The organism is Streptomyces sp. NPDC048111 (assembly GCF_043202815.1).
Classification (GTDB): Bacteria; Actinomycetota; Actinomycetes; order Streptomycetales; family Streptomycetaceae; genus Streptomyces.
In genome coordinates this window covers 103,715-124,834 of the sequence record NZ_JBIDBD010000015.1, presented here as the reverse complement: position 1 = coordinate 124,834, position 21,120 = coordinate 103,715, and the positions used below count along the sequence as shown (strand labels likewise).

General features: G+C 72.5%; 14 protein-coding genes. 7 read left to right on the top strand and 7 right to left on the bottom strand.

Annotation, left to right across the window (positions count from 1 at the left end; all coding sequences use genetic code 11):
• Positions 1-18: 18 nt before the first annotated feature.
• From ACGF3I_RS23215 to ACGF3I_RS23200, 4 genes are read right to left on the bottom strand one after another with little or no spacing between them, the layout of a single operon-like run.
• Entirely contained in the window at positions 19-663 is a 645-nt protein-coding gene (locus ACGF3I_RS23215; RefSeq protein ID WP_393134926.1) for a response regulator, read from the bottom strand.
• Positions 653-1,921 (bottom strand): sensor histidine kinase, encoded by a 1,269-nt coding sequence (locus tag ACGF3I_RS23210; RefSeq protein ID WP_393134987.1) that lies wholly within the window; start codon positions 1,919-1,921, stop codon positions 653-655. Before ACGF3I_RS23210 ends, ACGF3I_RS23215 begins: the two co-directional genes overlap by 11 nt.
• Before the next feature lie 59 nt (positions 1,922-1,980).
• Positions 1,981-2,772 (bottom strand): ABC transporter permease, encoded by a 792-nt coding sequence (locus ACGF3I_RS23205; RefSeq protein ID WP_393134924.1) that lies wholly within the window; start codon positions 2,770-2,772, stop codon positions 1,981-1,983.
• Positions 2,769-3,671 carry an ATP-binding cassette domain-containing protein gene (locus ACGF3I_RS23200; protein WP_393134922.1) on the bottom strand — a complete coding sequence of 301 codons (903 nt, stop codon included), beginning with the start codon at positions 3,669-3,671 and terminating at the stop codon, positions 2,769-2,771. Before ACGF3I_RS23200 ends, ACGF3I_RS23205 begins: the two co-directional genes overlap by 4 nt.
• Before the next feature lie 194 nt (positions 3,672-3,865).
• Between ACGF3I_RS23200 and ACGF3I_RS23195 the strand changes: the two genes are divergently transcribed.
• Together ACGF3I_RS23195 and ACGF3I_RS23190 are read left to right on the top strand one after the other, a co-directional pair.
• The gene (locus ACGF3I_RS23195) at positions 3,866-5,665 is read left to right on the top strand and encodes an ABC transporter ATP-binding protein (RefSeq protein WP_393134920.1); all 1,800 of its coding nucleotides are present in this window, start codon (positions 3,866-3,868) and stop codon (positions 5,663-5,665) included.
• Positions 5,662-7,527, top strand: a complete 1,866-nt coding sequence (locus ACGF3I_RS23190) for an ABC transporter ATP-binding protein (RefSeq protein WP_393134918.1) — start codon at positions 5,662-5,664, stop codon at positions 7,525-7,527. The genes ACGF3I_RS23195 and ACGF3I_RS23190 overlap by 4 nt, the downstream gene beginning before the upstream one ends.
• A 19-nt stretch (positions 7,528-7,546) precedes the next feature.
• On the opposite strand, the gene ACGF3I_RS23185 is transcribed toward ACGF3I_RS23190, so the two are convergent.
• Positions 7,547-8,545, bottom strand: a complete 999-nt coding sequence (locus tag ACGF3I_RS23185; RefSeq protein WP_393134916.1) for an Lrp/AsnC family transcriptional regulator — start codon at positions 8,543-8,545, stop codon at positions 7,547-7,549.
• Positions 8,546-8,607: 62 nt separating this feature from the next.
• Between ACGF3I_RS23185 and ACGF3I_RS23180 the strand changes: the two genes are divergently transcribed.
• Entirely contained in the window at positions 8,608-9,579 is a 972-nt protein-coding gene (locus tag ACGF3I_RS23180; RefSeq protein ID WP_393134914.1) for an alpha/beta hydrolase, read from the top strand.
• A gap of 31 nt (positions 9,580-9,610) precedes the next feature.
• Here ACGF3I_RS23180 and ACGF3I_RS23175 read toward each other — a convergent pair whose 3' ends face one another.
• Positions 9,611-10,117 (bottom strand): DinB family protein, encoded by a 507-nt coding sequence (locus ACGF3I_RS23175; RefSeq protein WP_393134912.1) that lies wholly within the window; start codon positions 10,115-10,117, stop codon positions 9,611-9,613.
• Between the two features lie 482 nt (positions 10,118-10,599).
• On the opposite strand from ACGF3I_RS23175, the gene ACGF3I_RS23170 reads away from it, so the two are divergent.
• Positions 10,600-12,636 carry a M4 family metallopeptidase gene (locus ACGF3I_RS23170; protein WP_393134910.1) on the top strand — a complete coding sequence of 679 codons (2,037 nt, stop codon included), beginning with the start codon at positions 10,600-10,602 and terminating at the stop codon, positions 12,634-12,636.
• Between the two features lie 163 nt (positions 12,637-12,799).
• Here the strand turns inward: ACGF3I_RS23170 and glgP are convergent, their stop codons facing one another.
• Positions 12,800-15,433, bottom strand: coding sequence for an alpha-glucan family phosphorylase (gene glgP / locus ACGF3I_RS23165; protein WP_393134908.1), 2,634 nt, complete (start codon positions 15,431-15,433; stop codon positions 12,800-12,802).
• A gap of 357 nt (positions 15,434-15,790) precedes the next feature.
• On the opposite strand from glgP, the gene ACGF3I_RS23160 reads away from it, so the two are divergent.
• The 3 genes from ACGF3I_RS23160 (at position 15,791) to ACGF3I_RS23150 (ending at position 21,108) form a co-directional block, all read left to right on the top strand.
• Positions 15,791-17,890, top strand: coding sequence for an alpha-1,4-glucan--maltose-1-phosphate maltosyltransferase (locus tag ACGF3I_RS23160; protein ID WP_393134906.1), 2,100 nt, complete (start codon positions 15,791-15,793; stop codon positions 17,888-17,890).
• Positions 17,887-19,593 carry a maltose alpha-D-glucosyltransferase gene (treS, locus tag ACGF3I_RS23155; RefSeq protein WP_393134904.1) on the top strand — a complete coding sequence of 569 codons (1,707 nt, stop codon included), beginning with the start codon at positions 17,887-17,889 and terminating at the stop codon, positions 19,591-19,593. The genes ACGF3I_RS23160 and treS overlap by 4 nt, the downstream gene beginning before the upstream one ends.
• Positions 19,594-19,740: 147 nt before the next feature.
• A complete protein-coding gene (locus ACGF3I_RS23150; protein ID WP_393134902.1) occupies positions 19,741-21,108 on the top strand; it encodes a phosphotransferase in 1,368 nt (455 codons plus the stop codon).
• Positions 21,109-21,120 lie beyond the last annotated feature (12 nt).

The following is a 21,120-nucleotide window of genomic DNA, read 5'->3' as shown; positions in this document are numbered from 1 at the left end:
CGGCCCCGGAGGGACGGCCTAGCCGAGGATGCCCCGGTCGTACGCCACCGCCACCGCGGCCGCCCGGTCCTTGACGCCCAACTTGCCGTAGAGGTGCGTCAGATGGGTCTTCACGGTGGCCTCGCTGATGAACAGGGCGCGGGCGATCTCGCGGTTGGGGGTGCCCTTGGCGACGAGTTCGAGCACCTCGCGCTCGCGCGCCGACAGCGGCTCGCCCGCGGGGGCGGCGGGCCGGCGCACCGCGGTGACCAGCCGTGAGGCGACCGCGGGCGAGAGCACGGTGCGGCCCGCGGCGGCGGCCCGTACCGCGGTGAACAGCTCCTCGCGCGGGGCGTCCTTGAGCAGATAGCCGGTCGCGCCCGCCTCGATCGCGGGCAGGGTGTCGGAATCGGTGTCGTACGTGGTCAGGACCAGGACCTTGGAGCGCAGCCGGCGCCGGGTCAGCTCCGCGATGGCGGCCACTCCCCCGCCGCCCGGCATCCGCAGGTCCATCAGGACGACGTCCGGGTCGAGCCGCTCGGCGAGGTCGACGCCCTCGACGCCGTCGGATGCCTCGCCGAGCACCTCGAAGCCGTCGGCCGAGGCGAACATGCCGCGCAGACCGTCGCGGACGACCGGGTGGTCGTCGCAGATCAGGAGGGTGATGGTGGCGTCAGTGGTCATGGGGGACCAACGGTACGCGGGCCGAGACGGCGGTGCCATGGCCGGGTTCGGATTCCACCGTGACCGCGCCCGCGATGCGTTCGGCGCGGGCCCGCATGCCGTCGAGCCCGAAGCCCCCGGTGCCCGAACGGGCCGGCAGGTCCAGCGGGTCGAAGCCCCGGCCGTCGTCGCGGACGTCGAGGGAGACCTCGTCGCCCATGAAGGACAGCGTGACGCCGACGCGGGAGGCGCCCGCGTGGCGGCCCGCGTTGGCGAGCGCCTCCTGGGCGATGCGCAGCAGGGTGGCCTCGATCTCCTCGTGGAGCTGGACGGCGGTGCCGGTCACGGTGAAGTCGGCGCGCACCTCGTGCCGGGCGCCCCATTCGGTGACGGTCTTCTTCAACGCCTCGTGCAGCACGTCGTGTTCGAGGTCGAGCGGGCTGAGGTTCTGCACGGAGCGGCGGGCCTCGCCGAGGCTGTGCCGGGCCAGGGCCTGGGCGCTGGCGAGGTGTTCGCGCGCCAGGGCCGGGTCGGTGCTGCTGGTGACGACCTGGAGCTGGGCGATGATGCCGGCCAGGCCCTGGGCGATGGTGTCGTGGATCTCGGCGGCGAGCCGGCGCCGCTCGTCGGCGACGCCCGCCTCCCGCGCCTGGAGCAGGAGTTGGGCGTGCAGGGCGGCGTTCTCGTCGAGCGCCTGCTGGAGCCGGGCGTTGGTGGTCTCCAGTTCGGCGATCGTCTCGCCCTGCACCCGGGTCCGCTCGTCCTCCTGGGCGGCGAGGTGGCTGAACACGGTGATGAGGACGACGTTGATGACGAGCACCGCGCCGAACAGCACCCACCCCATGGACCCCTTCGGCGGCAGCCCGCCGGACTGCGAGCCGGCCATGGTGACGGCGCTGGCGAACAGGCCGACCTTGACCAGGCGCCGGGGCAGCAGCACCTGCGCGCCGAAGTAGCCGCAGACGGCGTAGAAGGCGAAGAACGGGTTGAGCCAGGTCAGCGCGAAGGCCAGACCCCAGCGCAGGAAGTAGTACACGGCCGCGGCCGCGCCCGGCCCCGGCCGGGTGCGGCGCAGCCGTCCCCAGCACAGCTGGAGCAGTACGGCGGAGCCGACCAGGGCCAAGGCGGCCCAGCGGTCGGCACTGCTCATCAGGAGGTCGGCGGTGGCCGCGGCGGCCAGCGTGCCGACCAGGAGGAGTCCGTAGGGCCCCCACCGGTGGAAGGCCGCCCAGCGTTCCTCCACCGGATCCCGCCTGGCCGTGCTCACCCCGTCGCTCATGGGGTCAGTCTCGTCCACGGCCGGGGCGTCGAGGGCGCCGCCCCCGAAGGACACGGCGCTCACTCCCACCGGAACCAGCGGGTCGCGGCGGTCGAGAGGACCACCGTCCACAGGGCGAGGATGCCGAGGTGGTCCCAGCCGGGCCAGCCGCCGGCCGCGGCCTCGCTCAACGCCTGGGCGGCGGCGCCGAAGGGCAGCAGCTCCACGATCCGGCCGAGCGTGTCCGGCATGGCCTGCACCGGCAGCCAGACGCCGGCGCTGAACATCATCGGGAAGAACACCGCGGAGCCGACCGCGTTGGCGACCTTGGAGGTGCGCGAGAGCGCGGAGACGAGGGCGCCGAGGGCGAGCGCGCTCAGGACGGCGAGCAGCAGCGCGACGAGGTACCCGAACAGCTGGCGCGGCAGCGCCACGTCGAAGACGGTCCGGCCCACCGCGAGCGAGAGGACGGCCGAGACGAGGGCCGCGGCGCCGTGCAGTCCCATCTGGGCGCCGAGCAGCGCGGACGGCCGTACCGGTGTGACCGACATCCGGCGCAGGATGCCGCGTTCGCGGTAGCCGGTGATGACCGGCGGCATCGCCTGGAGCCCGGCCATGATCATGGAGATCAGCACGGCTACGGGGACGTAGGCATCGACGAAGCGGATGCCGCCCAGCGCCTTGTCGGGGTCGCGGAAGGCCGGGATCGAGCCGAGCACGATCAGCAGGACGGTCGGGAAGACCATGATCCAGAACAGCCCGGCGGGCTCGCGCCGGAAGAGCTTGGCCTCGGTCCTCAGTACGGCGACGACGGCGGGGCGCGCGGTGCGCGCGGCCCGGGTGGAGCGCGGCGGGGTGAGGGTGCTGGTCATGCCGAGGCCTCCGTCAGGTCGAGGAACGCGTCGTCGAGGGTGGCCTCGGAGACACGGAGCTGGTGGGCGGTGATGTGGTGCCGGGCGAGCAGGGTGATCACGGCGTTGACGGTCTCGTCGGTGCCGTGGATGGTCACCCGGCCCTGCTTCTCCTCGACGGCGGCGGCCTGCGGCAGCCCGGCGAGCGCGAGGTCGTCGAGCGGGGCGGAGGGCGTGAAGGAGATGACGGTGGAGCCGGCCGCCCGCCGGATCAGCCCGGAGGGGGTGTCGAGGGCGGCGATCCGCCCCTTGTCGATCACGGCGATGCGGTCGCAGAGGCGCTGGGCCTCCTCCATGAAGTGGGTGACCAGGAGCACGGTGACCCCGCCGCGGCGCACGTCCTCGATCAGCTCCCAGGTGTCGCGCCGTGCCCGCGGGTCGAGCCCGGTGGTCAGCTCGTCGAGGACCACCACGCGCGGGTTGCCCAGGAGGGCGAGCGCGATGAACAGGCGCTGCTTCTGGCCGCCCGACAGCTTGGCGAAGCGGGTGGTGAGCTTCTCCGCGAGGCCGAGGCGTTCGGCGAGGGGGCGCCAGTCGGCCGGGTCCGGGTAGAAGGAGGCGTACAGCTCCAGGGACTCGCGCACGGTCAGCTTGGGCTGGAGCTCGCTCTCCTGGAGCTGGGCGCCCAGGATGCGGGTCACCTCGTCGTGGTCGGCGACCGGGTCGTACCCGGCGACCCGGATCCGCCCGGCGTCCGGGACCCGCAGCCCCTCCACGCATTCGACGGTGGTGGTCTTCCCGGCGCCGTTGGGGCCGAGGATCCCGAAGATCTCGCCCTCCTCGACCGCGAAGCTGACGCCGTCGACCGCGGGCCTCGGCCCGTATGCCTTGCGTACTGAGTCGACCTCGATGATTGCCATGGCTCGAGAATCCCGGTCGGCGGGGGTCCGCCACATCGCCCATCGCGCTCGACCGCGCATCAACCGATCGGTTGACCGGGACCTACGACCCCCCGGGACGCGGGCCGCCCGAACGGTCCTGGGGTCGGCGGACCAGCCGGGCCCGTCCGAAACTCGCTGGGCACTGTCGGTGCCCGTCCGTAGGCTCGGCTTCGATGTCCGAAACACATGCACCCACCAAGGACCAGTCGGCCACGCGCTCGCTCCTGCGGCTGTGGCCGTATGTGCGCCCCGTACGAACGCGCCTGTTCAGTGCGGCATTTGTGGCCGTTGTCGCCTCCTGTCTCGGTCTGGTGATCCCGCTCGTCCTGAAGTGGATCGTCGACGGACCGGTGGCCGAGCACGACCCCGGCGGGGTGTGGCTCGGCGCGCTGTACCTGCTGCTGCTCGGGATCGCGGAGGCGGCGCTCTTCGGGTTCCGGCGGTGGCTGGTGGCGCGGCCGCTCGCGAGCGTCGAGGCGGACATGCGGGCCGACCTCTACCGGCACGTCCAGCGGCTCCCCGTCGCCTTCCACGACCGCTGGGCATCGGGCCAGCTCCTGTCGCGCGGCACCACGGATTTGATGCTGCTGCGGATGTTCCTGGCGTTCCCGCTGACCTTCCTGCTCGTCAACGGGGTCACCATCCTGGCCGGGTTCGCGATCCTGCTGTCGCAGCAGTGGAGCCTCGGGCTCGTGCTGCTCGTGCCCGTCATCCCGCTGGTCGTCCTCTGCTCGCTGTTCGAGACCCGGTACTCGTTGGTCGCCCGGCGGGCGCAGGACCAAGTGGGCGATCTGACGACGGTCGTCGAGGAGAGCGTGCTCGGCATCCGGATCATCAAGGGGTTCGGGCGGCACCGCAGCCAGGCGCTGGCCTTCCGCGAGCTCTCCGCACGCCTGCGCGGCACCGAACTCGCCAAGGCGCGGCTGCTCGCCGGGCTCTGGGGCCTGATCACCACGATCCCCGAACTCGCCATCGGGGCGGCGCTTGTGCTCGGCACGGTGCAGGTCGCCGACGGCGACCTCTCGGCCGGAACGCTGGTGGCGTTCCTGTCCACGGCGCTCGCACTGCGCTGGCCGGTGGAGTCGATCGGGTTCCTGCTCGCGATGAGCCAGGAGTCGGCGACGGCGACGGCGCGGTTCTTCGAGGCGATGGACGCGCGGGAGGAGACCGAGGCGCCGGACGCGCCGGCCCGGGGCGAAGCGGTCGCGGCCGAAGAGCGGGGCATCCGGTTCGAGGGGGTCGGGTTCCGGTATCCCGATGCCGAGAGCGGGAGCGCGCCCGTCCTGTCGGGGGTCGACCTGCACATCCGGCCCGGGGAGACCATGGCCCTGGTCGGCGGGACCGGCTCGGGCAAGACCACGCTCACCGCGCTGGTGCCGAGGCTGCACGAGCTGACCGAGGGGCGGATCACGCTCGACGGGCAGGACATCGCGCACCTCACCCGGGAGCGGCTGCGCGGGCTCGTCTCGATGGCGTTCGAGGAGCCCACGCTCTTCTCGGCCTCCGTCGGGGACAACGTGCTGATGGGCGGCGGCGACGCGGCCGACCTGGAGCGGGCGCTCGACATCGCGCAGGCCCAGTTCGTACGGGACCTGCCGCAGGGGGTGGACACCCAGGTCGGCGAGCAGGGGCTGAGCCTGTCCGGTGGGCAGCGCCAGCGCCTCGCGCTGGCCCGCGCGGTCGTGGGGCGGCCGAGGTTCCTGATCCTCGACGACCCGCTGTCCGCCCTGGACGTCCACACCGAGGGCCTGGTGGAGGCGGCGCTGCGCCGGGTGCTCGCGGACACCACCGCGCTGGTGGTGGCGCACCGCCCGTCCACGGTGATGCTGGCCGACCGGGTGGCGCTGCTGTCCGGGGGCCGCATCACCGCGGTCGGCACCCACCAGGAACTGCTGCGCGGCAACGCCGAGTACGCCCACCTGATGTCCGGGACCGACGAACACCACGACGACGAGCGGGAGGGCGGACGATGACCACGACCGTCGGGGAGCAACAGGCCGCCGGAGACGGGGAGTTGGAGCCCGGCCGGGCGAAGGACCCCACGAAGGACCCCTTCGACCGCGACGAGCTGCCGGCGCCCGCCGGGGCCACCGGCGCACTGCTCAGGTCGCTGCTGCGTCCGCTGCGGCGGCGGGTGGCGCTCGCCACGCTGATGCTGGTCGTGCAGCAGGCCGCGGCCCAGGCGGGCCCGCTGCTCGTGGCGTACGCCATCGACCGGGGCGTGCCGGCGTTCCGGGCGCACGACTACGGGCCGCTGATCGCCGTCGGCGCCGGCTATCTGGTCAGCGCACTGGCTTCCGGATTCTTCCAGTACGCGTTCGTGCGGGTCTCGGCGGGCGTCAACCAGGACGTGCTCCTCGATCTGCGCGGCCGGATCTTCCGCCAGGCGCAGGCGCTGAGCGTGGACTTCCACGAGCGGTACACCTCGGGCCGGCTCATCTCGCGGTCCACCACCGACGTCGAGTCGCTGCGCGAGCTGCTGAGCGAGGGCCTCCAGGAGCTGATCGGGGTGATCCTCTCCTCGGTCTACATCTGCGCGATGCTGCTCTGGCTCGACTGGGGCATCGGCGCGCTCGCCGTCGCCTCCTATCTGCCGCTGCACTTCCTGATCCGCCGCTACCAGCGCCGGGCGGGGACGGTGTACGCGGCGCGCTCCACGGCCATCGCGGCGGTGATCGTGAAGTTCGCCGAGACCTTGAACGGCATCCGCCCGGTGCAGGCCTTCCGGCGCGAGCGGGCCAACGACGCGGAGTTCCGGGAGCTGAACCGGCGCCACGAACGCACCAACGGGGACGCGCTCCTGGAGATGGCGCGCTATGTGGTCGGCTCGCGTCTGGTGGCCAACACGGCGGTGGCGGCGATGGTCCTGTGGGGGGCCACCCGGGTCGCCGACGGCGGCCTCGAACTGGGCGTGCTGGCGGCGGCGGTGCTGTATCTGCGCCGCCTCTACGACCCCATCGACCGGCTCGGCATGTTCCTCAACTCCTACCAGTCGGCCGCCGCGTCCCTGGAGAAGGTGGCCGGGCTGCTCGCCCAGACACCGTCCGTTCCGGAGCCGGCCCGGCCCACGCCGCTGCCCGCGACCACGGCCGCGCTCCCGGGCCGCCGCGTCGACTTCGAGCAGGTCGGCTTCGGCTACCGCACCGGGGGCGAGGTGCTGCCCCGCTTCGACCTGAGCATCCCGGCCGGCCAGACGGTGGCCGTGGTCGGCTCGACCGGCGCGGGCAAGTCCACCCTCGCCAAGCTCCTGGCCCGCTTCTACGACCCGACGGCGGGCCGCGTGCTGCTCGACGGCACGGATCTGCGCGAGCTTTCCGTACGGGACCTGCGGCGCGGGGTCGTCATGGTCACCCAGGAGGCGTTCCTGTTCTCCGGCACGGTCGCCGAGAACATCGCGATCGGCCGCCCCGACGCCACCCGGGACGAGATCGAGCAGGCCGCGAAGGCGATCGGGGCGCACGACTTCATCGCCTCGCTGCCGGACGGCTACGACACCGACGTGCGCAAGCGGGGCGGACGCATCTCGGCCGGCCAGCGCCAACTGGTCGCGTTCGCACGGGCGTTGCTCGCCGACCCGGCGGTGCTCATCCTGGACGAGGCGACCAGTTCGCTCGACATCCCGGGTGAGCGGGCGGTGCAGCGCGCCATGCACACCGTCCTCGACGGCCGGACCGCGGTGGTGATCGCCCACCGGCTCTCCACGGTCGAGATCGCCGACCGGGTCCTGGTGATGGAGCACGGCCGCGTGGTCGAGGACGGCTCCCCCGCCGATCTGATCGCGGGCACCGGCCGCTTCGCCGACCTGCACCGCGCCTGGCGCGACAGCCTGGCCTGAGCGGTGCGGGCGGGGCCGCTCACCGGGGGCGGGCGGGCAGCGGCGTGCGCTTGACGGCGCGGCTCACGATGGCGGTCTCGACGTGGCTGATGCCGAGGCCCACCAGATCGCGGGAGAGGAAGCCGTAGAGCGCCGCGAGGTCCGGGAAGTACGCGGCCGCGTGCAGGTTGGAGGGGCCCGAGGTCGCGAACGCGCCGTGCACCGCCGGGTGCGCGGCGAGCGCCTGACCGGCCGCGGCCAGATGGTCCGGGGCCACGTGCAGCAGGAGCTTGGCCTCGATGGGCAGCCCGAGGCGGTGCGGGTCGACCAGGACCTGGGTGACCAGGCGCCCCTGGTCGGCCAGGTGGGCCAGGCGCCTGCGCACGGTGCTCTCCGGGTGCCCGGTACGGGCCGCGAGGGCCGCCGCCGGCAGCCGGGCGTCCGGCGTGAGGGCGTCGATGAGCGCCTGCTCCAGGGCGTCCGCCTCGATTCCGTACGGGCCCGGCGCGGTGGCGGCCGGGGCGACCGGGGCCGGGGCCAGGGCCTCGCGCTCGGCGGCGGTCAGGACCTGGTGGCGCCACTCCGAGGTGAGCCGGAAGACGTGCAGGATGGTCGCGCTCTCCAGGGCCGTCACCGCCCGGGTGGCGGGCAGCTGGCGGAAGACCAGCGGATCGCTCGACCCGGGCTCGGTGCGGGCCACGGCGAAGATCTCGTCGCCCGCGGTGGTGACGTCGATGAACGGGATGTCCTCGCGCGCCGCGAGCGCGGCCACGATCGTGTCGAGCTTCCCCGGCAGTACCCGGAGGCGCAGGAACAGCGCACCGGCCGAGCCGCCGGCGCGCGGTCGCGCCACGGGTGAGACCACAACTCGCAGGGTGCCCTCGGCGCCCAGCGCCCGCAGCCGGCGGCGCACGGTGGCGGCGCCGGTGCCGAGCACCTGGGCCGCCCGCTCGGCGGTGAGCCGGCCGTCCCACTGCAACGCGGCCACCAGCCGCTGGTCCAGGAGGCTCAGTACCGAATCCGCCGATGTGCGCGCCATGAGGACCAGTTTCGCCCATGACGGGCCCCGGCAACGGCCGTTGCGGCAGGACCGGCCCAAGGATGGAGGCATCCACCTCGCCCGGGCGCAGGCCCGGCGGATCCTTCGCGGAGGTCCTCGTGCACACGTCCAGACAGCGGGAGAAGGTCCGGTTCGCCAGCGGTGACACCTCGTGCGCCGCCTGGTACTACCCGGGATCCAACGGCGGCTGCGTGGTCATGGCCGGAGGGACCTCGGTCACCAAGGAACCGGCGTCGGAGCTGTTCGCCGCGCGGTTCCACGACGCCGGTTTCGCCGTACTCGCCTTCGACCACCGGCGGTTCGGCGAGAGCGGGGGCGCACCGCGCCAGATCGTCCGCTTCGACGAGCAGGTCGCCGACTGGCACGCGGCGATCGACTGCGCGGCGGGGCTCCCCGGCGTGGCTCCGGACCGGGTCGCGGCCTGGGGCTTCTCGCTCGCCGGCGGCCACCTCTTCCACGTCGCGGCCGACCATCCGCGCCTGGCCTGCGCCATCGCCCAGACCCCGGTGGTCGACGGCCGTGCGCTCGCGCCGCACGCACTGCGCTCCATGACGCCGTCCGCCGTGGTGCGCCTGATGGCTCTGGGCCTCGCCGACGCGCTGGGCGGCCTCGTCGGGCGCCCGCCGCTCCTGGTGCCCACGGCCGGCCCCCGCGGCGCCGTCGCCTCGCTCACCACCCCCGACGCCGCGGACGCCGACCGGGCCCTCGATCCGGACGGCAGGCACACCGCCTGGGAGCGGACGGTCGCCGCCCGGATCGCGCTGCGGATCGGCGGCTACCGCCCGGGCCGCCACGCCCCGAGGGTGCGCTGCCCGCTCCTGGTGGTCGTCTGCGACCAGGACGCCAGCGCCCTGCCCGGGCCCGCGCTGCGCGCCGCCGGCCGGGCGCCGCGGGCCGAGGTCGTCCATCTGCCGGGCACCCACTACGCGCCGTTCCTCGCGGCTCACCAGCAGGCAGCCGAGGCTCAACTGGACTTTCTACAGAGGCACTTGGGAACCGCCCGCGCCGAGTGAGGCACCACCGCCCGGTGGCCGGGGGCGCCGCTCAGGCGCCGACCTCGCCGTCGATCCCCTCGCGCAGCAGGTCGGCGTGGCCGTTGTGGCGCGCGTACTCCAGGAGCACGTGGACCATCACCATGCGCAGCGACACGTCCTCGTCCCAGCGCGGCTGGCGGCCGGCGAGGTCGAGCGACGCGGCCTCGCGCTCGATGCGCCGGGAGTGCTCGACCTCGTCCTCCCACGCGGCGAACGCCTCGGCCCGGGTGGACGCACTGGCGTCGTACGCCGCCTGGAAGTCGATCTCGTCCGACCACACCATCGGCACGTCGTGGTCCTCGAACACCCGCCGGAACCAGGCCCGTTCGACTTCGGCCAGGTGCCGGACCAGGCCGAGCAGGGTCAGCGTGGAGGGCGGCATCGAGCGGCTGCGCAGCTCGTCGTCGCTCAGCCCCCGGCACTTCATGGCCAGCGTCGCGCGCTGGTAGTCGAGAAACGCCCGCAGCGTCTCGCGTTCGTCCCCGAAGTGGGGCGGTCCGATACGGGGGTCGTTCATGGCGCTGCTCCTCGCACTGTCCGGCCGGGCGCCCGAACAGTACCGGGGTGATCGTCGGCGGCACGAGGGAGTTTCCGCGCCCCCCATCGGCACCCCGTGCCGCGAGGGCGGGTCGGCGGGGGTCGGTTTGCGGCCATCGTGTCGGCGGACGGGACCGGCGATGGGCGCGCCCCGTTCGAACACGTTGTGTACACCGGGCACTTGGTGCCGGTTCGGGGGGAGGGCCAGGCACGACACTCGTACGGCTTTGCGGTGAGCACGCGCGAAACGTCCGCTTAACGAACGACGACCTTCGGACAGCGGACGGTTTTCGGCCAAGTTCTTGACGCGCTCCTGACACCGGTTCTCCACTGCTGGCACTCTTCCCCCGTTCCACGCACGAAGTTTCCACGCACAACAGTTCGTTGCCGCACATGCTCCGCTTTGCTCTGCCCGGCCGGCCCCACCCAGTCGACCGGAACCCCCTCGCAGAAGGAGTTCGCGTGAGATCCACGCATCGTCGTCGTGCCACCGCCACCGGCGCCCTGATCGCCGCAGCCGCCATGCTCAGTGTCGGCGTCCAGGCAGGTAGCGCCAGCGCACGCCCCGACGACTCCGCGGCCACCGCGGCCCTCAAGGCCCAGGCGGTACGCAATCCGGGCGCCCTGCCCGCGAGCCTGAGCCCCTCCCAGCGTGCCGAGCTCATACGCCAGGCCACCTCGACCACGGCGGCCACCGCCAAGTCGCTGGGCCTCGGCGCACAGGAGAACCTCGTCGTCCACGACGTCTCCAAGGACCAGGACGGCACGATCCACACCCGCTACGAGCGCACCTACCAGGGCCTGCCCGTCCTCGGCGGCGACCTGATGGTCGACACCGCGGCCGGCAAGACCAAGGGCGTCATCAAGGCCAACAACGCGCAGCTGCAGGGCGTTTCGACCAGCGCCCCCGACAACGCGCCGGCCGCCGCCGCGAACACGGCCCTCAAGGCCGCCAAGGCCGCGGGTTCGAAGGCCGACAAGGCCGACAGCGCCCGCAAGGTCATCTGGATGGTCAAGGGCGCGCCGACCCTGGCGTACGAGACCGTCGTGGGCGGACTGCAGGACGACGGCACCCCGAACCGGCTGCACGTCATCACGGACGCCAAGACCGGCGCCAAGCTGCACCAGTGGCAGGCCATCGAGACCGGCGTCGGCAAGACCCGCTACAGCGGCCAGGTCACGCTGAACACGACCCAGAGCGGGTCGAACTACACGCTGACCGACGGACCCCGCGGCGGCCACAAGACGTACAACCTGAACCACGGCTCGTCCGGCACCGGTTCGCTGTTCACCCAGACCACCGACACCTGGGGCGACGGCACCAACTCCAACGCCGCGACGGCCGGTGCGGACGCCGCCTACGGCGCCGGCGCGACCTGGGACTTCTACAAGAACGTCTTCGGCCGCAGCGGCATCCGGGGCGACGGCGTCGGCGCCTACTCCCGCGTCCACTACGGCAACGCGTATGTCAACGCGTTCTGGGACGACAGCTGCTTCTGCATGACGTACGGCGACGGCTCGGGCAACAACGACCCGCTGACCGCGCTGGACGTGGCGGGCCACGAGATGTCCCACGGCGTCACCGCGGCCACGGCCGGCCTGGAGTACGCCGACGAGTCGGGCGGTCTGAACGAGGCCACCTCCGACATCTTCGGCACCTCGGTGGAGTTCTACGCGAACAACGCCTCGGACCCCGGTGACTACCTCATCGGCGAGAAGATCGACATCAACGGCGACGGCACCCCGCTGCGCTACATGGACAAGCCGAGCAAGGACGGCGGGTCCGCGGACAGCTGGTACAACGGCGTCGGCAACCTGGACGTGCACTACTCCTCGGGCCCCGCGAACCACTGGTTCTACCTGGCCTCCGAGGGCAGCGGCACCAAGGTCATCAACGGCGTGACCTACAACTCGCCGACCTCCGACGGCCTGCCGGTCACCGGCGTCGGCCGCGACAAGGCCCAGCTGATCTGGTACAAGGCCCTGACCACCAAGTTCAACTCCAGCACGGACTACGCGGGGGCCCGCGCGGGCACCATCGCCGCGGCGACCGAGCTGTACGGCGCGGGCAGCGCCGAGGTCAACAACATCACCGACGCCTGGGCCGCCATCAACGTCGGCGCCCGCCACGGCGGCGGCACCGACCCCGGTGGCAAGGTCTTCGAGTCCACCACCCGTGTGGCGATCCCGGACTACCCGGGCGCCGCGGTCACCGACCCGGTCACCGTCTCGGGCATCACGGGCAACGCGCCGTCGGCGCTCCAGGTCGGCGTGAAGATCACGCACACCTACATCGGTGACCTCCAGATCGACCTGGTGGCCCCGAACGGCACGACGTTCCGTCTGAAGAGCTCCTCGTCGGACTCGACGCGGAACCTCGACAAGACGTACACCGTGAACGCCTCCAGCGTCGCGGCGAACGGTGTGTGGAAGCTCAAGGTCCAGGACAAGGCACGGCAGGACGTCGGCACCGTCACCGACTTCAAGCTCACCTTCTGAACCGGTCCGCTTCCGGACGAGCCGGACCTCGCGCGTCCCTGACGCCGTGACGTCCACCCTCTGGAAACTCACCTTCTGACCAGGCGGCTGGCCGGAAAGTGAAGGTGCCCGGAGCCCACGAGGCTCCGGGCACCGCCCATGTCCGCGCCCGGGCGGACCGGGCTCAGCGCATGAGCACGCCCGCCCCTTCGCCGGTCGCCCCGGTCGGCCCGGCCACCAGGCCCAGCTCGGTGTGGCCGGCGAGCCGGCGGTGGGCCGGCAGGACGCGCACGGTGTATCCGAAGGGCCCCGTACGGTCCAGCGCGAGCGGCCCCTCATACGTCCAGCGGCCCTCCAGGTCGGGGCCGCCGGCCGGTTTCAGCGGGAACGTCGAGGCGTCCACGATGGCGTCGGCCGCGTCGACCCGGCCCGCCACGGCCTGCACCTCGACGTCGTCGGGCGCGAGGTCGCCGAGCGCGACCCGGACCCTGAGCGCCAGCGTGGAGCCGAGCTCGGCGGTGCCGCCCGGAGCGGCCGCCGCCGGGGCCAGCGCCTCCACGTGATCGACCGCGACCCGCGGCCAGGCCTCCCGCACCCGCCCCTTCCACTGCGCCAACTCCCGTGCGCCGGACGGGTCGAGGGACCGGTGGGCGGCGGCGGCCGGGGTGTACAGCCGGGTCACGTACTCGCGCACCATGCGCCCGGCCAGCACCTTGGGGCCGAGCGTGGTCAGGGTGCGGCGGACCATTTCGATCCAGCGGTCCGGCAGGCCGGACGCGCCCTGGTCGTAGAAGCGCGGCGCGACCCGGTCCTCGATGAGGTCGTAGAGCGCGTTGGCCTCCAGCTCGTCGCGCCGGTCCTCGTCGGTGGCCGCGCCGTCGGCGGTGGGGATCGCCCAGCCGAAGTCGGGCTCGAACCACTCGTCCCACCAGCCGTCCAGGACGGACAGGTTGAGGCAGCCGTTCAGGGCCGCCTTCATGCCGCTGGTCCCGCAGGCCTCCAGGGGGCGCAGCGGGTTGTTGAGCCACACGTCGCAGCCCGGGTAGAGCTTCTGCGCCATCGCCATGCCGTAGTCGGGCAGGAAGACGATGCGGTGGCGCACCCGCGGGTCGTCGGCGAACCGCACCAGCTCCTGCACCAGCCGCTTCCCGCCGTCGTCGGCCGGGTGCGCCTTGCCCGCGACGACGATCTGCACCGGACGCGTCGGGTGCAGCAGCAGCTCCATGAGCCGGTCCCGGTCGCGCAGCATCAGGGTGAGCCGCTTGTACGAGGGGACCCTGCGGGCGAAGCCGATGGTGAGCACGTCGGGGCTCAACACCCCGTCGATCCAGCCGAGTTCGGCCGATCCCGCGCCGCGCTGGCGCCAGGAGGCGCGCAGCCGTTCCCGGGCCTCGACGACGAGCTGCTCGCGCAGGTTCCTGCGCAGCTCCCAGATCTCGGTGTCGGGGATGTCGGCGACCGCGTCCCAGCGCTCGGCGCCGCCCACGCTCAGCGCGTCCTCGGTGCGGCCCGCGCCGACCTGGCGGGCGCCGAGCCGCACGACCTCGGGCGCCACCCAGGTGGGGGCGTGGACGCCGTTGGTGACCGAGGTGATCGGCACCTCCTGCGCGTCGAAGCCCGGCCACAGGCCCGCGAACATCTGGCGGCTGACCGCGCCGTGCAGCGTCGAGACGCCGTTGGCGCGCTGCGCCAGGCGCAGCCCCATGACGGCCATGTTGAAGAGGTTCGGCTCGCCGCCGGGGTAGGTCTCCATGCCGAGCCGCAGGATCTTCTCCACGTCGACCCCGGGCAGCTCGCCGTCGTCGCCGAGGTGGCGGGCGACCAGCTCGCGGTCGAAGCGGTCGATCCCGGCGGGCACCGGGGTGTGGGTGGTGAACACCGTGCCGGAGCGCACCGCCTCCAGAGCGGCGTCGAATTCCAGCCCCTCGTCGGCGAGTTCACGGATGCGTTCGAGGCCGAGGAAGCCCGCGTGGCCCTCGTTGGTGTGGAACACCTCGGGGGCGGGGTGGCCGGTGAGGCGGCAGTAGGTGCGCAGCGCGCGCACCCCGCCGATGCCGAGGAGCATCTCCTGGAGCAGCCGGTGCTCGCTGCCGCCGCCGTAGAGCCGGTCGGTCACGTCGCGTTCGCGGGTCGCGTTCTCCTCGACGTCGGAGTCGAGCAGCAGCAGCGGCACCCGGCCGACCCGGGCCTGCCAGACGGCGGCGTGCAGGGCGTGGCCGCCGGGCAGCGCGAGCGAGACGCGTACGGGGCTGCCGTCCTCCTCGCGCAGCAGGGAGACGGGCAGCTCGTTGGGGTCGAGCAGGGGGTAGTGCTCCTGCTGCCAGCCGTCCCGCGAGAGCGACTGGCGGAAGTAGCCGTGCCGGTAGAGCAGGCCGACCCCGATGAGCGGTACCCCGAGGTCGCTGGCGGATTTGAGGTGGTCCCCGGCGAGGATGCCGAGGCCGCCGGAGTACTGCGGCAGGGCCGCGGTGATGCCGAACTCGGGCGAGAAGTAGCCGATGGCGGACGGGAGTTCACCGTCCTGCTCCTGGTACCAGCGGCGGCCGTGCAGATAGTCGTCGAGGTCGTCGACGGCGGCGGTCAGTCTGCGCAGGAAGCGGCGGTCCTGGGCGAGCGAGTCGAGCCGGGCGGCGCCGACCGCGCCGAGCAGGCGCACCGGGTCCTCACCCGCCGCCCGCCAGCCGTCGGGGTCCACGGACTGGAACAGTTCTCGGGTCTCGGTGTGCCAGGACCAGCGCAGATTGCGGGCGAGGTCGTTGAGCGGCCGGAGGGCGTCGGGCAGGACAGGGCGCACGGTGAATCGACGGATTGCCTTCACGCTTCCACCTTCGCAGGGGACCTACGTTCCGGGGCGGGCACACCGCGATGTGCGCCCCTCCTTCACCCCCGAAGGTAACGCCGGTGCGCCCCCGGCACCCACCGCGCCCCGCGGCCAGGGGCGCCGCGGGCCCGAACGCGTCCGGCTCCCTGATGTGCCGTCATCCGTCTTCGGGGTAGGCGATGTTCGAGCCGTTGTCGGCGCAAGCCGGCACCGGACTCCTTGTCCCCGCCGTTACGCGCAGGTAGTTAACGAACCGCCGGAATGCCCGCCCGGACACCGTGGAAGGCTCCTCCGGTAACGGATACCCGCACTCTCTCCCGCACGCCATTCGAGTGAACGCGGACAGGAGCGGCCATGCCCGCAGCCGGTCAGCCGTCAACGGAACAGTTAAAAAGGACAGATTCCCGCAAACGCGGCAAACCCTACCCATCACCCACAGGTGAGACCGTGAACCCGAACGCGTCAATCGGCCGCATCCCCGTGCTCGACGTGCGCCCCGCCGTCGAGTGCGGCACCAGGCCCGCCAAGGCGGTGACCGGGGAGAGCTTCCGGGTCACCGCGACCGTCTTCCGTGAGGGCCACGACGCCGTCGCGGCCAATGTCGTGCTGAGAGACCCCGGCGGCAGGCCGGGCCCCTACCTCCCCATGCGCGAGCTCGCCCCCGGCACCGACCGCTGGGGCGCCGAGGTCGTCGCGGACGCCGAGGGCCTGTGGACGTACGCCGTCGAGGCCTGGAGCGATCCGGTCGCCACCTGGCACCACCAGGCCGGCATCAAGATCCCGGCGGGCCAGGACACCGAGCTGGTCCTGGCCGAGGGCGCCGCGCTGTACGAGCGGGCCGCCGCCGGGGTGCCCAAGGCCAAGGGGCGCCGCGAGGCGGTCCTCGCGGTGGCCGACGCCCTGCGCGACACCCGCCGCACCCCGGCCGCCCGGCTCGCGGCGGCCCGCGCCCAGGACGCCGAGGAGGCCCTCGCCACGCATCCGCTGCGCGAGCTCGTCACCTCCTCCGCCCGGATGCCGCTGCTCGTCGAGCGCGAGCGCGCCCTGTTCGGCTCCTGGTACGAGCTGTTCCCGCGCTCGGAGGGCGCCGTGGTCAAGAGCCGCGGCAAGCCGGTCTCCGGCACCTTCCGCAGCGCGGCCGAGCGGCTGCCCGCCATCGCGGCGATGGGCTTCGACGTGGTCTATCTGCCACCCGTGCACCCCATCGGCACCACCCATCGCAAGGGCGCCAACAACAGCCTGAAGGCGAAGCGTTGGGACGTCGGCGTGCCCTGGGCGATCGGCTCGGCCGAGGGCGGCCACGACGCGGTCCACCCCGATCTCGGCACCCTGGAGGACTTCGACGCCTTCGTGGCCGCCGCCCGCGACCTGCGCCTGGAGGTGGCGCTCGACTTCGCCCTCCAGTGCTCCCCCGACCACCCCTGGGTCACCGAGCACCCCGAGTGGTTCCACCACCGCGCCGACGGCTCGATCGCGTACGCCGAGAACCCGCCCAAGAAGTACCAGGACATCTATCCGATCGCCTTCGACCAGGACATGCCGGGCCTGATCGCCGAGACGGTGCGGCTGCTGCGCTTCTGGATGGGCCACGGCGTACGGATCTTCCGGGTGGACAACCCGCACACCAAGCCGGTGGTCTTCTGGGAGAAGGTCATCGCCGAGATCAACGGCACCGACCCCGACGTGATCTTCCTGGCCGAGGCGTTCACCCGCCCCGCGATGATGCACACCCTCGCCAAGGTCGGCTTCCAGCAGTCGTACACGTACTTCACCTGGCGCAACACCCGGCACGAACTCACCGAGTACGTCACCGAGCTCGCGGGCGAGTCGGCCTCCTACATGCGGCCCAACTTCTTCGTGAACACCCCGGACATCCTGCACGCCTACCTCCAGGAGGGCGGGCGCCCGGCCTTCGAGGTGCGGGCCGTGCTCGCCGCGACCCTCTCCCCGTCCTGGGGCCTGTACGCGGGGTACGAGCTGTGCGAGAACGCCCCGGCCCGGCCGGGGAGCGAGGAGTACCTGGACTCCGAGAAGTACCAACTCCGGCCCCGCGACTGGGAGTCGGCCGAACGCGAGGGCCGCTCCATCGCCCCGCTGATCACCACGCTCAACCGCGTCAGGCGCCGCCATCCGGCCCTGCGGCAGCTGCGCTCGGTGCACTTCCACACGACCGACAACGACGCCCTGATCGCCTACAGCAAGCGCTCGGGGTCGAACACCGTTCTGGTGGTCGCCAACCTCGACCCCCACCACACCCAGGAGGCCACGGTCTCGTTGGACATGCCGGCACTCGGCCTCGCGTGGGACGAGTCCGTCCCGGTGCGCGACGAGCTCACCGGTGAGACCTACCACTGGGGCAGGAACAGCTATGTGCGCCTGGAGCCGGGCCGAGCGCCCGCGCACATCCTGGTCCTGCGACCGTCCCCGCCGATCGGAGGGTCACCCACACCATGATCGTCAACGAGCCCGTCCACGACACCTTCGAGGACACCCCCGCCAAGGACCGCGATCCCGAATGGTTCAAGCGTGCGGTGTTCTACGAGGTGCTCGTGCGGTCCTTCCAGGACAGCAACGGCGACGGCGTCGGGGATCTCAAGGGCATCACGGCCAAGCTGGACTACCTCCAGTGGCTCGGTGTCGACTGCCTCTGGCTGCCGCCGTTCTTCAAATCCCCGCTCCGTGACGGCGGTTACGACGTCTCGGACTACACGGCCGTGCTCCCCGAGTTCGGCGACCTCGCCGACTTCGTCGAGTTCGTGGACGCCGCCCACCAGCGCGGCATGCGCGTGATCATCGACTTCGTGATGAACCACACGAGCGACCAGCACGAGTGGTTCCAGGAGTCGCGCAAGGATCCCCAGGGCCCCTACGGGGACTACTACGTCTGGGCCGACGACGACAAGCAGTTCCAGGACGCCCGGATCATCTTCGTCGACACCGAGACGTCCAACTGGACCTTCGACCCGGTCCGCAAGCAGTACTACTGGCACCGCTTCTTCTCGCACCAGCCGGACCTCAACTACGAGAACCCGGCCGTGCAGGAGGAGATCGTCTCCGCGCTGCGCTTCTGGCTCGACCTGGGCATCGACGGCTTCCGCCTCGACGCGGTGCCCTACCTGTACCAGCAGGAGGGAACCAACTGCGAAAACCTTCCGGCGACGCACGAGTTCCTCAAGCGGGTACGCGCCGAGATCGACGCGAGCTACCCGGACACGGTGCTGCTCGCCGAGGCCAACCAGTGGCCCGAGGACGTCGTCGACTACTTCGGCGACTACGCCAAGGGCGGCGACGAGTGCCACATGGCGTTCCACTTCCCGGTGATGCCGCGCATCTTCATGGCGGTACGGCGCGAGTCCCGCTATCCGGTCTCGGAAATCCTCGCCAAGACCCCGGCGATCCCGAAGAACGCCCAGTGGGGCATCTTCCTGCGCAACCACGACGAGCTCACCCTCGAAATGGTCACGGACGAAGAGCGCGACTACATGTACGCCGAGTACGCCAAGGACCCGCGGATGCGGGCCAACATCGGCATCCGGCGCCGGCTCGCCCCGCTGCTCGACAACGACCGCAACCAGATCGAGCTGTTCACCGCGCTGCTGCTGTCCCTGCCCGGCTCGCCGATCCTGTACTACGGCGACGAGATCGGCATGGGCGACAACATCTGGCTCGGCGACCGCGACGCGGTGCGCACCCCCATGCAGTGGACCCCGGACCGCAACGCGGGCTTCTCCTCCTGCGACCCCGGCCGGCTCTATCTGCCCACGATCATGGATCCGGTCTACGGCTACCAGGTCACCAACGTCGAGGCGGCCATGGCCTCGCCCTCCTCGCTGCTGCACTGGACCCGGCGGATGATCGAGATCCGCAAGCAGAACCCCGCGTTCGGCCTCGGCTCGTACACCGAGCTGATGTCGTCGAACCCGGCCGTCCTCGCCTTCCTGCGGGAGTGCGGCGACGACCTGGTCCTGTGCGTGCACAACTTCTCGCGGTTCCCCCAGCCCACCGAGCTGGACCTGCGGGCCTTCAACGGGATGCACCCGGTGGAGCTGATCGGCGGGGTGCGCTTCCCCGCGATCGGCGAATGGCCCTATCTGCTCACCCTCGCCGGACACGGCTTCTACTGGTTCCGGCTGCGGAAGGACCCCGTGCTCGCCTGACCCGGCGCCCCGGGCGGAGCGGTTTCGGCCGCACCGCCCGGGGGCACCCGGAAAGCCGAACCCCCGCGCGCCGCCGGACAGCTTCTTGTTGGAATCCGGGACACTCTGCGCAAATCGATTGTGTGCCCGGGGAAAGGATGCGCCGCCATGCCGAAGGCCGCACCGCCCCGTACCACCGGCCTCCCCTCCACCTCACTGCTGAGCTCGCTCGCCCCCCTCCTGCACGAATGGCTGCCCCGGCAGCGCTGGTTCGCGGGCAAGGGGCGGCCCGTCACCGATTTCACCCTGCTCACCACGACCGAGCTGCTGCCCGGCCACCTGCATCTGCTCGTACGCGCCGAGCACGGCCCGCAGCCGCTGACCGCCGGCACCGCGTCCGGCCCGGCCGACTGCTACCAGCTCCTGATCGGGGTGCGCGAGGAGCTGCCGCCCCGGCTCGCCCCCGCGCTGATCGGACGCGCGAGCCACGGCCCGCTGGCCGGCCGGTCGGTGTACGACGCCCTCCAGGACCCGCAGTCCGCGGCCCTGCTCATGGAGCGCCTGCGTACGCCCGGCACCGTGGGCCCCCTCACCTTCGAGCACGATCCGGACGTGAAGGTGCCGCCGGGCCTCACCCCGCGCCTGCTCGGCGTCGAGCAGTCCAACTCCTCGCTCGTCTACGGAGATACGTTCATTCTCAAGGTGTTCCGGCGGGTGCAGCCGGGCGTGAACCCGGATCTGGAGCTGCCCTGGGCCCTGGCCCGCCAGGGTTGCGACCGGGTGCCCGCGCCCGCCGCCTGGTTCGGCACCTCCGAGCCCGCGGAGGCCACCCTCGGCGTGCTCCAGCCGTTCCTGCGCGGCGCCGACGACGGCTGGACGCTCGCGCTGGCCTCGCTCGCCGACGGGCGCCCCTTCACCCGGCAGGCCTACGAACTGGGCCGGGCCACCGCCGACGTGCACCTGGCGCTGGCCGAGGCGTTCGCCCCGGTCACCCTCGGCCGTCCGCAGACGGCTCTGATCGCCGCCGCGATGACCGAGCGCCTGGAGGCCACCGCCCAGGCGGTCCCCGCGCTCGCGCCGTACGTGCCGGGGCTGCGCGGCGCGTTCGAGGCGGTCGCCGGGCTCCCGTCGGCCGGTACGGCCCAGCGCGTGCACGGCGACCTCCATCTGGGCCAGGCGCTGCTGCCCGCCGACGGGCGCTGGTCGCTGATCGACTTCGAGGGCGAACCGGCCCGCCCGATCGCCGAGCGCCGCCGCCCCCAGTCCCCCGTCCGCGACATCGCGGGCATGCTGCGCTCCTTCGACTACGCCGCCCGCACCGCACGCCCCGCGAACCCGGGGTGGGCCACCGACTGCCGGGCGGCGTACTGCGACGGCTACGCGGCACGGTCGGGCTCCGACCCGCGCGACACCCCCCGGCTGCTGCGCGCGTACGAGACCGACAAGGCGGTGTACGAGGTGCTCTACGAGGCCCGGCACCGCCCCGACTGGCTGCCGGTGCCGATGGCTGCCATCCGCCGGCTCGCCGGTGCCTGAACCCGCCCGCGC

Coding starts and splice junctions, on each gene's coding strand:
- ACGF3I_RS23160 (WP_393134906.1), top strand. CDS start 15,791: ATGCCCGCAGCCGGTCAGCCGTCAACGGAACAGTTAAAAAGGACAGAT.
- ACGF3I_RS23190 (WP_393134918.1), top strand. CDS start 5,662: ATGACCACGACCGTCGGGGAGCAACAGGCCGCCGGAGACGGGGAGTTG.
- ACGF3I_RS23180 (WP_393134914.1), top strand. CDS start 8,608: ATGGAGGCATCCACCTCGCCCGGGCGCAGGCCCGGCGGATCCTTCGCG.
- ACGF3I_RS23185 (WP_393134916.1), bottom strand. CDS start 8,545: ATGGCGCGCACATCGGCGGATTCGGTACTGAGCCTCCTGGACCAGCGG.
- treS (WP_393134904.1), top strand. CDS start 17,887: ATGATCGTCAACGAGCCCGTCCACGACACCTTCGAGGACACCCCCGCC.
- ACGF3I_RS23210 (WP_393134987.1), bottom strand. CDS start 1,921: ATGAGCGACGGGGTGAGCACGGCCAGGCGGGATCCGGTGGAGGAACGC.
- ACGF3I_RS23175 (WP_393134912.1), bottom strand. CDS start 10,117: ATGAACGACCCCCGTATCGGACCGCCCCACTTCGGGGACGAACGCGAG.
- ACGF3I_RS23215 (WP_393134926.1), bottom strand. CDS start 663: ATGACCACTGACGCCACCATCACCCTCCTGATCTGCGACGACCACCCG.
- ACGF3I_RS23200 (WP_393134922.1), bottom strand. CDS start 3,671: ATGGCAATCATCGAGGTCGACTCAGTACGCAAGGCATACGGGCCGAGG.
- ACGF3I_RS23150 (WP_393134902.1), top strand. CDS start 19,741: ATGCCGAAGGCCGCACCGCCCCGTACCACCGGCCTCCCCTCCACCTCA.
- ACGF3I_RS23195 (WP_393134920.1), top strand. CDS start 3,866: ATGTCCGAAACACATGCACCCACCAAGGACCAGTCGGCCACGCGCTCG.
- ACGF3I_RS23205 (WP_393134924.1), bottom strand. CDS start 2,772: ATGACCAGCACCCTCACCCCGCCGCGCTCCACCCGGGCCGCGCGCACC.